Consider the following 13,772-nt stretch of genomic DNA (forward strand, 5'->3'; position numbering starts at 1 on the left):
GTCGTTGTTTCCCCAAGCGTAGGCATATCCGTCGCTGCCCAGGGCCAGTGAAAAATCGCCTCCGGCGCTGACCTGCACGTAGGTGAGATCCGTGGGCGTGTCTGCAGGCTTCACGACCCTGACCGGCTTAGTCCGCCTGGTGGTCGTCCCGTCGCCAAGCCGGCCATCGTCGTTGTTTCCCCAAGCGTAGGCATATCCGTCGCTGCCCAGGGCCAGTGAAAAATCGCCTCCGGCGCTGACCTGCACGTAGGTGAAATCCTTGGGCAGGTCCGGGTACGTGTTGCGGTCGGGTATCTTCACCCTGACCGGCGTATACCGGGTGGTGGTCGTCCCGTCGCCAAGCCGGCCACTGCCGTTGGCTCCCCAGGCGTAGGCGTTGCCGTCGCTGCCCAGGGCCAGTGAATGAAGTTGTCCGGCGCTGATCTGCACGTAGGTGAAATCCTTGGGCAGGTCCGGGTACGTGTTGCGGTCGGGCGTCTTCACCCTGACCGGCGTAGTCTGGGCGTTGTAGCTGGTTGTCTCGTTGCCGAGCTGGCCATACGTGTTGTTTCCCCAGGCGTAGGCGTTGCCGTCGCTGCCCACAGCCAAGGAAAAACCATAGCTTGGGTCTTTTCCTGCGCTGATCTGGTTGAACCTGATGCCTCGGCTGGCGCTGTCTGGCGGGGTGATGGTGGTGGATTCCCTGCCCAGCTGGCTGCCCTTGTCGGGGCTGATGCTCCATGTGCTGTTCCGGCCTGCGGGCGACCAGTGGGCGGTCAGGGTCAGGTCCCTGGTGACAGGCCTGCTGAAATCGTAGGCGACTTCGCCGATGAACCATCCGTCGAACAGGAAGCCTTTACGAGCCGGGTCGGGGGAGGGCCGATTCACCCTGCCGTTCGCGGCGGGGAAACTCTGGTCTCCTGGTTCGGGTTTTCCTCCGCCTGTGTCGAAGTGGACCGTGAGCGTGGATCGTGGTTCGGTGCCTCTGGTCAGTGTCTGGTCGACCGTGTAGTTAAGGCTCCTGGTGAAAGGCTGCCCGTCCTGCCTGCCGGTGATGAGGATGACGGCTTGTCCCGGCTCATGGGCGGGCATGTCCGCCTGCCAGGCTTCGCCGGTCTTGCTGAGTTTGAGCGGCTGGCCGTCCAGACTGGCTGTTTCCAGGATGAGCGCGGCTGTGGTGTCGGGCCGGGCTGGCTTGCTGGGCTGGCCCTGCCCGTCCAGGCTCCACGTGAACGTGCTGCCCTGCCTGTTGATGGCGGTGATCCTGTTGCCGGTTTTGGCGGCCTGCATGTACTGCTGGCTTCCGTTGTCCGCCCGGGTGGGCTTGCTGCCTGGCTGCCAGGCCCAGATGCGGCCATCCTTGCCGGTGATCATGGCCTGGTTCTTGTTGGCGGTGGTCCTGCTGGCTTTCATGCCTTCCGGCAGGCTGACCTGGATCATGGCGGTGGTGCTGTCGGCCAGGTACCGGGCCTGTCCTTTCGCGTCCAAAATAAGGAACCCTTGGTTGAGGGCTTGGGCTTGGATGATGCGCGTGCCCGGATCCTGCTTGATTCGTTCTGGTTCGGCTTTTCCGATCTTGCTTGCGTCCCAGGTCCAGGCTTGCCCGTCCGCGTCCACGATGAGGATCCGGCTGGCGGAGGCGGCAGCGGTGACGGCCTCCGTTTGAGCGGGCAGCCTGGTCGTGGCTTGTTCGGCGGGTTTCGGGTTCGGGTCCTGGCTGCCGGCCTGGCTGGTTTGGAAGACGTGGACCCGACCTTGTCGGTCCACGGCCAGGAGCCGGTCATCGCTCATGCTGATGCTGGTGAACTTGGTGTTCCGGCCGGTGTCGAGGATTGTGGGTGCGGGTTGTTGGCTGGACCAGGTGTAGATCCGCTGGTCGAATCCGAGTGCGGCCTGCCGGCGGCTGCCGGCTGTGGCCTGTAGGTAATGGAATCCGTCGGATGCTTGGGCGGGGAAGGGGATCTGTTCTGGTGTGCTGTCTTTCGTCCAGGTGTAGATGCGCCCGTCACCGGTCAGGCCCGCAATCTGGTCGCCTGCACTGTGGATGCTCGTGTAATAGGGTTCCTGCCTGTTGGGTGGGCTGATGGTCAGCTGGGCTCCGGAGGCGGGCCCGTGGTCCGGGCTCAGCGTCCAGTCCGTGACATTGGTCCACTGGGCTTTCAGACTCGTGTCCTGCAGGATGGGGGTCTGGAAGTCGAAAGGCTGGCCGTCGAGTGTCCACCCGTCGAACCGGAAGCCTTCACGCTGAGGATTGTGTTGCGGGGGAGCGGCTAGAGTCCCAGTTTTCGCAGTGGACTGGGTGGATTTGCTGCCGTCGGCGGGGTCGAATCGCACTGTGTGTGAAGCTTGATTGTCTGCTTGTTCGGCTGATTGAGCCGGAGCGGAGTCTGCACTGTTAGGTGTTTTCGTCGTTGGTGACGGTATGTCTGGGTTTGGTGTTGCGGAACTTAATGGTGTGGTGGTCTGTATTAGTGATGGTGTTGGCAGTGGTGTGCTGGTTGCGTTGCTGGGGAGAGTGGCGGAGGTGCCGTCAGCTACGCGAGGGGTCTGACGACCCCCCCCCCCCGGTGAGTACAGGAGTATCCGCCGCGTTTGCGGACGCGACGCCCAAGCCTGCCAGCAGGCTGATCAGGACGATCAACATCGCCATGGTGCGACGCAGACGGGAAACCAGATGCATGAAACCAAAACCCCTTCACCAAACACCAAACGGAACCAATGCCGCCTGCCTACGTAACGTTTTCCTGTCGGAAAGTTGCCCAATGCTCAAGGTCAGACTGTGCAACAGACAGCACGAATCCTGACAGAAGCCAGTCGTCTTTTCGACATCCCCCGCTTTTCACCCTACCACCCAGCCCGTAGACAAACACCCGAGCGTGGTTCAACTGACCAGCGGCAATAATTTCTTTGGCTAGGGGAGGGTGGTTGTTTACAGTAATCATGCCGGGTCGGGGAAAACAGACGAAGGCCGGGCTGACTCGGGACCGTGTGTCCTTAGCAGGACTGATGTATCCCTTTCTCTCCTCGACAGGAGCGTCGCGTATATGACTGCTCTCAGATCCCGCTGACTGTTATCGGCTGAAGCGTGGTGGGAGGGGCGCGGGAGGCGTGTCGGCTCACTTGGGATTGAGCGTTATATGACGAATGCCTCCGTGCTAAGTCAGGGCCGAGAGATTGACCCGCCCCTGGCTGGTCTTACTCGTGCTAAGTCTGCGACAGCTGGTGCCGTTTCCTCCTATGATGGCGGGAGACCAGCACACTACCCATACTCACAACTCCTGTGACCAGGGTCAGCAGGATGCCTGCACCGCCGGCCTGGGGGAGCACGCCTACAGGTGCTGCAGGCATGTACGTGTATCTGAGGGAAGTGTCGGTTAGGGTGTTTCCCGCGCCGCCCGTTGTGTATTTAACGCTGACTGTGACTGTGCCCGGCAGGTGTGCGGGCGTGGTCACGCTGACGCTGCTGCCATCGCCGCGGATCAGGTTCGTGCCGGGGCTGGTGTCGAAGGTGACGCCGGTGATCACCGGCTGTAGGTTGAACGACACCGGTGAAGGAACAGGACTCTGCCTTCCTGCATTGGGATTGCCGAGCTGGCCATACCAGTTCTGTCCCCAGGCGTAGGCGACTCCGTCCGTGCCAATCGCCAGTGAATGCCGCCATCCCGTGCTGACTTGCAGGGCATTCAGCCAGGGTTCGGCCGAGCTCGTGGACTGCGCGGAGGCAAACACCTTCACCGGGGAATTCCGGTCACTGGTGGTGTTGTCGCCGAGCTGACCATAGTCGTTGTAGCCCCATGCCCAGGTGTTCCCGTCCGTGTCGACGGCCAATGAATGGTAAATTCCTGCGCTCACCTGCACGGCTGTCACTGCGCCCGCATTCGCGGGGTATCGCACCTTTTGGGGAACATAATTCGTGTCTGCATTTGTGCTGCTGTAGCCGTTGCCGAGCGAACCGTACTGATTGTAGCCCCATGCCCATGTGTTGCCATCCTCGCCGATAGCTAATGCGAACCAGCTTCCGGCGCTCACCTGGACGGCCTTCAGCCAGGGGCCCGCAGCAGCCGTGGATTTGTTTGAGGCGAACACGCGGCTGGGCGTGAGGTGGAAACTATTGTCGGTGGTGTTCTTGCCGATCTGGCCATGGGTGTTGTAGCCCCAGGTGTACACGTACCCGTCCTGGCCGATGGCCATGTCGAAGGACCATCGGGTGCTGATCTGCACGGCGTGGAGGACGCCGCTCGCATCCGAAGGATCCTTGACCGCCATGGGCACGTTCTGCGGGCTGAAGCAGTCATCACCGCCTCCTTTGGATATGCCGCCCCAGGTGTATACGGTGCCGTCGGCGCCCAATGCCATGGAGCTCCAGGCTCCTGCGGCGACTTGGATGGCTTTCAGCCCTTCGCCGGTGTTGCCGGGCCCGTGCACGCGCACGGGGGTCGATGAATTGGACTTGGTGTTGTTGCCGAGCTGCCCGTGGTCGTTGAGCCCCCAGGCGTACACGTACCCGTCGCTGCCGATGGCCAGCGAATGGTAGCCGCCAGCATAGGCCTGCACGTAGGTGAAATCCATAGGTGTGCCTGCAGGCTTTGGCACCGGGACGGGCGTGTTCCGCTGGACGGACGTGCTGTTACCGAGCTGGCCATACCAGTTCTGTCCCCAGGCGTAGGCGTTCCCGTCGCTGCCCACAGTCAGCGAATACCCCGTCAGATCACCATATACGTATCCTCCGCCACTGACCTGGTTGAACCTGATGCCGCTTCTGGTTGCTGGTGGGGTGATGGTGGTGGTTTCCTTGCCGAGCTGGCTGCCCTTGTCGGGGTTGATGCTCCAGGAGGTGTTGGGGTTTTTGCTGGTCCATTTGGCGGTGAGGATGAGGTTCTGGGTGATGGGTTTGCTGAAGTCGTAGGCGACTTCGCCGGTGAACCATCCGTCGAACTGGTAGCCTTGGCGCGTCGGGTCGGGGGAGGGGCGCTGGATTCTGCCGTAGACTGGCTGGATGTTCTGGTCCTGGGGGGTTGGGCCTCCTTCGCCCGTGTTGAAATGGACCGTATAGGCGGAATCCTGTTGGACCTCTCTGGTCAGGGTCTGGTCGACCGTGTAGCCGAGGCTTCTAGTGAAGGGCTGGCCGTCCTGCGTGCCGGTAATGAGGATGGCGGCTTGTCCGGGCTTGTGGGCGGGCACGTCCGTCTGCCAGGAATCCTTATCTCTGGTGAGTTTGAGTGGCTGGCCGTCCATGCTGGGTGTTTCCAGGATGGGCGCTTGGATGGTGTCGGGCTGGACCGGTTTTCCGGGCTTGCCCTGGGCGTCCATGTTCCATCTGAATATGCTGCCCTGCCTGTCAATAGCGGTGATCCCGCTGCCGGCAGCCGTGGCCTGCACGTAAACCTGTCCCATGTTGTCCGCGCGGATGGGTGTCTTGCCGGGCTTCCAGGTCCAGACGTGGCCGTTCTTGTCGGTGATTATGGCCTGGCTGTTATTGGCGGTGATTCTGCTGGCCTGCACGCCGTCCGCCAGGTTGATAACTGTAGTGCTGCTTGTGCTGTCGGCCAAGTATCGGGTCTGCCCGCCTGCGTCCAATAGGAGGACTCCTTCATCGAGGGCTTGGACGGTGCGCATGACCGAGTCTTCCCTGATGCGTTCTGGCTTGGCGCTTCCAGTGTTGGTTGTGTCCCAAGCCCAGGCTTGCCCGTCTGCATCTAAGGCGAGGATACGGCTGGCTGAGGAGACGGCGGTGACGGCCTGCGCTTGACCGGGCAGCCTGGTCGGATCCCGGCTGTCGTCCTGGCTGTTTTGGATGGTGTGGACCTGTCCCTGCAGGTCGATGGTCAGCAGCAGGTTTCCGTTCATGCTGATGCTGGTGAACTTGGAGTTCTGGCCGGCGTCAAGAATCATGGGCGTTGCTTGCTCGCTGGTCCAGGTGTAGACGTGCTGGTCGGATCCCAATGCTGCCTGCCATTGGTCGCCTGCCGTGGCCTGCAGGTAGTGGAACCCGTCGGGAGCCTGGGCGGGGAAGGGAACCTGCACGGGTGTGCTGTCCTGCGTCCAGGCGTAGATGCGGCCGTCGCCGGTCAGGCCGACTGTCTGGTTGCCTGCTGTGTGGATGGCGATGTAATAGGGTTCTTGCCGACTGGGCGGGCTGATGGTCAAGCGGGAGCCGGTGGCGGGACCGTGGTCCGGGCTCAGCCTCCAGTCTGCGGCTTTGCTCCATTTCGCAGTCAGTGTCGTGTCTTGGAGGATGGGCGTTTGAAAGTCGAAGGGCTGGCCGTCAAGTGTCCATCCTTCGAATCGGAATCCATCACGCTGGGGATTCTGTTTCGGGGGTGCGGCAAGGGTTCCGGTTTTCACACTTGCCTGTCCAGGCGTGCCTCCATCGGTAGGATCGAAGCGCACCACGTGCGTGGCTTCATCGTCCGTCTTATCGGATGGCTTGGCCGAAGAAGCCGATTCTGTGCTGTCCGGAATGCCCGTCGACGTTGAAGGGGCATCTGAAGTTGTTGCAGGTTTTAGCAGTGATGCGGTTTTCAGGGGCGATGGCGAGGAAAGTTGAGTACTGGCGGCGCTGCCGGAGAGAGCGGGGAGTGCATCACCGTCCGCGTTGGTGGATGCCGCAGCAGGGCCCGCATGCAAGCTAAGCAGGACGATCATCATTGCCGAGATACGACGTAGATGGGTACCCAGATGCATAAGCCGAACACCTTTCGCCCACATCGGACACATCTACCTCCAGCGTCCCCGAGAGTGTGCCGATGACCACTGCTTACAACGTTCTACCCGTCAGAAAGTGACCCCTCGAGCCACATCGAAACCCAACCAATGACCCAACCGCATTGCACTCATCATGCTAGCCGAAAAAGCACCACACATGGTGTAACTCACAATAAGTGCTTCGAAATGTAGTCCAAGACTTGATTGATCCCTATGCCTAACCGTATTGCTGGATAATCGCCTAACTGGCAGAAGAGATAGGAGGTAAGCATTGCTTTGTCACCCGGTTCTCCGATTCCCAAGCTCTCTGTCTGTCCAGGAGTAGATTGGTTCGGCAGGTCAGGTGCGTGGGAAGCGGCGGGGGTGGTGACGGCTCTGGACGAGATTGCCGGTGAGGTCGGGGAGTCGCGGATGGCGGCATCTAAGGCCTTGCGTGGCAGTTTATCGATGCTATCCGCTCAAGGTCTTTGACGGTTGTCGGTTGGATGTCCTGTAAATGGCGGGAGCAGCAGCTGTCGGGATTCTCCCAGTGTCGACAAGGTTGGTGCAGAGAAGAATCATTGCCGTCCTGTTCCGACAGTCACGAACTGGTTTGTTGCGTGGCCGTGTGTATAAGCCTGCGGAAGTGTGGTGGGGGCGCGGGAGGGAGTGTCGGCTCTCTTGGGGATTGAGCCTTGAGTGACACTTGCCTCCGTGCGCCCCGTGAGGCCGAGGGCGGGGGATTGATAAGCCTTCGGCCTGTCTTACTCGTGCGAAGCGTGTAGTAGCTGTAGCTGTTCCCTCCTGTGGCGGCGAGAGGCCATGACCCCACCCATGCCGGTCATGCCTGTGGCCAAGGCGAGCAGGATGCCTTCCCCGCCGGCCTGGGGGAGCACGCCCAAAGGTGTGTACGTGTAGGTCAGGGATTTGTCGGTCGTAACTTTTCCTGTGCCGCCCATCGTGTAATCAACGCTGACTATGACCGGACCCGGCTCATGCTTGGGAACGGTCGCGGTGACGCTATTGCCTACTTGGCCGTGTGTCAGGTCAGATGCGGAGGTCTGGTCGAATCTGACGCCGCTGATCACTGGCTGCAGGTTGAACACCACCGACACGGGAACGGATGAGCTGCTTTTGGTGTCCGTGCCGAGCTGGCCAGCGCCGTTGTTTCCCCATGCCCGAGCGCTTCCGTCTTTTCCTATTGCCACTGAATGTGAATACCCTGCGCTTACCTGTGCAGCGTTGAGCCAAGGACCGGCCGAGCTGGAGGATTGGTCAGAGTTGAGTACTCGTACAAGATATTGAACATCCTTCGTGTTGTTGATTCCGAGCAGACCGCTGTAGTTGTATCCCCATGCCCATGTGTTTCCGCTTGTGTCGATAGCTAACGAATGTGCATATCCTGCACACACTTGAACGGCTTTCAATGTGTATCCTGGAGTAGATTGCACAGGTACAGGAGAATGCTGATCAATCTGGCTATTGTCGCCAAGAAGACCCTTATAGTTGTATCCCCATGCCCATGTGTTTCCTTTGCTGTCGATGGCCAGCGAATGCGCATATCCGGCGCTCACTTGTACGGTTTGGCCTGCATCCTTGGGATATGTCGCCTTAACAGGATCCGGATTTGGATGATAGGTTCCGCTGCTGGTACCGTTGCCCAGTTCGCCGTTGTAGTTGTATCCCCATGCCCATGTGTTTCCTTTGCTGTCAACTGCCAGCGAATGCGCATATCCGGCGCTCACCTGCAAGGTGCTAACGGTGCCTTCGCTTTCGGGGTATTGTACGGGTTTAGGAACAGGGTTCGGGTTGTCAGAACCACTATTGGTTTTATTACCGAGCTGGCCATAGTAGTTGTATCCCCATGCCCAGGTTTCCCCGTCTATGTCGATCGCCAGCGAATGATAACTCCCTGCGCTCACTTGCACGGCTTTCAACCCTGTGCCCGTATTGTTAGGGTTATGAGGGTCACTTACACGCACTGGAACAGTTGAAGAAAACGTGGTGTTATTGCCAAGTTGGCCGTAGTTGTTGTGTCCCCAGGCGTACACGTATCCGTCGCTGCCCAGGGCCAGGGAATAATCGCCCCCGGCGCTGATCTGCGTGTAGGTGAAATCCTCAGGTGTGTCTGCAGGCTTCTTCACCATGACCGGTGTAATCTTGTTGGTCTTTGTCCCATCGCCAAGCTGACCGTACTTATTGTTGCCCCAAGCATACGCGTTTCCATCGCTGCCCACCGCCAGCGAAAAATCGAAGTTACCGTCCTTAGAACCGTAAACCTGATTAAACTTGATGCCACGGCTAGTATCTGGCGCGGTAATGGAGGTCTTCTGCCCGCCTAATTGGCTGCCCCTGTTGGGGTTGATTTTCCATGTGTTGTTAGGCTTTTTGGATGTCCATTTGGCAGTGAGAGTGAGGCTTTCGGTGACGGGCTTGCTGAAGTCGTAGGCTACTTCGTTTATGAACCATCCGTCGAACAGGTAGCCTTCACGATCTGGGTCAGGCGAAGGACGCTGTACTCTGCCGTACGGGTAGGAAATATTCTGAACTCTTGGTTCTGGGTTTCCTCCGCCCGCATTGAAGGTGACTTTGTAGGTGGATCCCTGCTGAGTGTCTCTTAACAGCGACTGGTTGACTGTGTATTTGAGATTTCTAGTGAAAAGCTGTCCGTTCTGCCTGCCGGTGATGAGGATGGCGGCTTGTCCAGGCTTGCGGGAAGGGATCTCCGTCTGCCATGCGTCTACAGTCTTGCTGAGTTTGAGCTGCTGGCTGTCTAGGCTAGCTGATTCTAGGGCGGGGGCGGCGATGGTGTCGAGCCTGGCGGGCTTGCCGGGATTGCCTTGAGCATCTAGGCTCCACGTGAAGATGCCGCCTTGCCTGCTGATGGCGGTGATCCTGCCGCTGTTGCTGGCAGCTTGAGTGTACTGCTGGTTCCCTTTGTCCGCGCGCACGGGTGTATCGCTGGGCTTCCAGGCCCAGATGTGGCCGTCCGTGCCGGTGATAATGGCCTGGTCCTTGTTGGCGGTGATCCGGCTGACCTGCGCTCTGTCCGGCAGACCGATCTGGATCATGGTGGTGGTGTTGTCGGCCAGGTACCAGGCGTGCCCGTCTGCGTCTAGGAGGATGAATCCTTGATTGAGGGTTTGGGCTTGGACGGTGCGCGTGCCCGGGTCCTGTTTGACGCGTTTGGGCTTGGAGTTCTCAGTGGTCTTATTCCATGTCCAGGCGTGTCCGTCCGCGTCCACGATGAGAGCCTGGCTGTCGGAGGCGGCGACGGTGACGGCCTGCGCCTGTCCGGGCAGGCTGGTTGTGCCTTGTTCTGCCGGTTTTTTGTTTTGGCTGTCGGCCTGGCTGGTCTTATGGGCGTGGACCTGTCCCTGCTGGTCCACCGCCAGCAGCCGGTCATTGTTCATGCTGATGCTGGTGAACCTGATGTTCGGGCCGGTGTCGAGGGTTCCGGGTGTGGCCTGTTGGCTGTCCCATGTGTAAATGTGCTGGTCGGATCCGAGTGCGGCCTGCGATCGGCTGCCGGCTGTGGTCTGCAGGTAGTGGAACCCGTCGGGAGCCTGGGCGGGGAAGGGAATCTGTTTTGCTGTGCTGTTCTGCGTCCATGTGTAGATGTGTCCGTCGCCGGTCAGGCCGATAGTCTGGTTTCCAGTGGTGTGGATGCTGACGTAATAGGGTTCCTGCCTGTTGGGTGGGCTGATGGTCAGCCGGGTGCCGGAGGCGGGCCCGTGGTCCGGGCTCAGCGTCCAGTCCGTGGTCTCCGACCATTGTGCTTTCAGGGTCGTGTCTTGGAGGATGGGGGTCTGGAAGTCGAAAGGCTGGCTGTCGCGAGTCCATCCGTCGAACCGGAAGCCTTCACGTTGGGGATTCTGTTGCGGGGGAGCGGCTAGAGTCCCGGTTCTTACGGTTGATTGTGTCGGTCTGCTGCCGTCAGCTGGGTCGAAGCGCACTGTGTGCGAAGTCTGATTGTCTGTCTTGTCGGCTGATTGAGACGGTGCGGTATCCGTGTTGCCAGGTGTTGTCGTCGGTGACGGGGTGCTCGATGTGGGACTTAACGGTGTGGTGGCTTGTATTGGCGAGGGTGAGGGCAGTGGTGTGTTGGTTGCGTTGCTGGGGAGAGTGCCGGAGGTTCCGTTAGCTACGCGAGGGGTCTGACGACCCCCCCCCCCCGGTGAGTATAGGAGCGTCCGCCGCGTTTGCGGACGCGACGCCCAAGCCTGCCAGCAGGCCCAGCAGGACGACCATCATCGCCAACGCGCGACGCAGTTGGGAAACCACATGCATGACTCGTAAACCCCTTACCATCACTGGGCATTGTCTGTTGGTTCGTGACGGTCGAACCAGCAAATCAGTGCCGCTTTGCCTTGTAACGTCTTGTCCATCGAAAACCGTTCACCCTTTCAGCGCCAGCCCTTGCATCCAATTGCACGAACCGCTGCGGAAGACAGACACATTTCCGATGCCCCTGTTTTCACACCATACCACCGGGCCGAAAAAACAACACACGAAGCAATCCGTGATAGCCGATCCCACGGTACGGCGAGCCACCATTAACTGTCGTGTCAGCGTCGTATTGTCCGATTAATCGCATCACTGTGTCGACTCTTATATCGACCGCCATGTTCAGCATCTGCTCCGTGACGCATTGGGCCGACGAATCGGATGTGAGGGAAGCGGCAGTGTCAATCAGGTCCGGGTGCTACGGATGGCGGCATCCAATGCCCTGTGCGGGTGAACGTTTCGGCCAAGCCTAACGGGGTGCGATCCGGTACTCGTCATTTTCCAACAGCCAAGGATAGTGCGGGTGAAGAATCCGGAATCTGCTGGTCTTCTCGCCGCTCTCAAAAGACCGGTCAGCTTATGGTTGTAGATGTCCTGTGGGTGGGCGTGAGTCAATATGACCGGCAGTCTGCGGGGTTATGCCAGCTGGCCGCCACCACAGACTCATGCTGGCAGGGGCTTGGAAGATTGCCGGGATCAGGGCTGATCTTGCTGGCTGAGTCGTCCTGCCTTGTGGCTTCATGGATGGCCCCAATGCCGGTCTGTCGGAAGCGCGTATATGTGTGGTTTCATCGTGTTGCAGGGGTGCTGGGCTGCATCGTCCTCTGTGTTTGTTGGCCTTGATGCTGACTGCTTAGGTCAGCTATGCCAGGGTAGGCCTCATGCACTCGCCCATCCTTTCGACTGTGCTCGACGCGCTGCCTTAAATGCAGTTGGAACGTGTTGCGTATATGAATGATCGGGCTATGAATGGATCGGCTTGGCCAGCATCACGGGCATTGGCGGTTAAATAAGTGTGATGGGGGCGCGGGAGGGAAGTGTCGGGCTCTCTTGGGGTTTGAGCCTTGATTGACACGTTTCCTCCCTGCTCCCCCTTGATGGGCCGGGGGCGGGGGGATTGATACGCCGCCCGGCCGCTCTTACCCGTGCGAAGCATGCAATAGTCGGCGTGTTTCCTTCCTGTGGCGGCGGGATGCCAGGACCCCGCCCATGCTTACAGTCCCGGTGATGAGGGCGAGCAGGATGCCCTCCCCGCCGGCCTGTGGGAGCACGCCTGCAGGCAGGTACGTGTATCGGAGAGAAGTGTCCGGCGTTTGGGGTGCGCCGCCCAGCGTGTAGTCCACGCTGACGGTGACCGTGCCCGGCTGGTGCGCGGGCGTGGTCACGGTCACGCTGCTGCCGTCGCCGCGCGTCAGCCCTGGTACGGGGTTCTGGTCGAATCTGACGCCGGTGATCACCAGAGCCAGGTTGAACGACACCGGCACAGGAGCCGACTTGCTGTCTGTGCTGCCGTCGCCGAGCTGGCCACTGCTGTTGTTTCCCCATGCCCAGGCGTTGCCGTCGCTGCCCACGGCCAGGGAATGCACGTCTCCGGCGCTGACCTGTTCGGCTTGCAGTCCTTTGCTCTTGTCCCCGGGGCTGGCGGGGTCGCGCACGCGCACAGGAACATACGAAGAGCTGTAGCTGTTGTTGCCGAGCCGGCCATTGCTGTTTGTTCCCCATGCCCAGGCGTTGCCGTCGCTGCCTATGGCCAGGGAATGATCGCGTCCGGCGCTGACCTGCTGGTAGGTGAAGTCCGCTGGCAGGTTCGGGTAGGTCTTGCGGTCGGGCGTCTTCACCCTGACCGGCGTGTACCGGCGGCTGCTTGTCCCGTCGCCGAGCTGGCCCACGTAGTTGTATCCCCAGGCGTAGGCGTTGCCGTCGCTGCCTATGGCCAGGGAATGATAGGTTCCTGCGCTGACCTGCTGGTAGGTGAAGTCCCCTGGCAGGTCCGGGTAGGTCTTGCGGTCGGGCGTCTTCACCCTGACCGGCACAGACTGGCTGAAGCTGGTTGTCCCGTCGCCGATCCGGCCATCGTCGTTCCGTCCCCAGGCGTAGGCATTGCCGTCGCTGCCTATGGCCAGGGAATAATCGCCTCCTGCGCTGACCTGCTGGTAGGTGAAGTCCGCTGGCAGGTCCGGGTAGGTCTTGCGGTCGGGCGTCTTCACCCTGACCGGCGTAGTCTGATAGCTGCTGCTTGTCCCGTCGCCGAGCTGGCCGTAGTAGTTCCATCCCCAGACGTAAACGTTGCCGTCGCTGCCCAGGGCCAGCGAATGAAAGTATCCGGCGCTGACCTGCTGGTAGGTGAAGTCCGCTGGCAGGTCCGGGTAGGTCTTCCGGTCGGGCGTCTTCACCCTGACCGGCGCATGCCGCTCGGTGATTGTCCCGTCGCCGAGCCGGCCATAGGTGTTGTATCCCCAGGCGTAGGCGTTCCCGTCGCTGCCTAGGGCCAGCGAATGCTGGTATCCGCCGCTGACCTGCACGTAGGTGAAGTCCGCTGGCAAGTCTGGGTACGCCTTCCGGTCGGGCGTCTTCACCCTGACCGGCGCATGCTTGTCGTCTCTCGTCCCGTCGCCGAGCTGGCCATAGTCGTTCCGTCCCCAGGCGTAGGCGTTGCCGTCGCTGCCCACCGCCAGGGCAAAACCATAGCTGGGGTTTGTTGATGCGCTGACTTGGTTGAATCGTATGTCTCGGTTGGCGTTGTCGGGCGGGGTGATGGTGGCGGGTTCCCTGCCCAGCTGGCTGCCCTTGTCGGGGCTGATGCTCCACTTGGTGTTCCTGCC

Annotated in this window: 2 protein-coding genes and 2 pseudogenes; all 4 read right to left on the reverse strand. The window is 60.5% G+C overall.

The window, feature by feature from the left end; translation table 11 throughout:
• A pseudogene (locus tag AC0AII_RS08640) lies at positions 1 to 2,659 on the reverse strand (RCC1 domain-containing protein); the annotation flags it as partial.
• A gap of 524 nt (positions 2,660 to 3,183) precedes the next feature.
• Complete coding sequence (locus AC0AII_RS08645) at positions 3,184 to 6,663, reverse strand: RCC1 domain-containing protein (protein ID WP_490446833.1); 3,480 nt, start codon at positions 6,661 to 6,663, stop codon at positions 3,184 to 3,186.
• Between the two features lie 764 nt (positions 6,664 to 7,427).
• Positions 7,428 to 10,953, reverse strand: a pseudogene (locus AC0AII_RS08650) (RCC1 domain-containing protein).
• Between the two features lie 1,136 nt (positions 10,954 to 12,089).
• Positions 12,090 to 13,772 (reverse strand): RCC1 domain-containing protein (locus AC0AII_RS08655; RefSeq protein WP_490446834.1); only part of this gene is annotated, 1,683 nt, incomplete at its 5' end.

This window comes from Bifidobacterium sp. VU/mBH4 (B4), assembly GCF_058199535.1.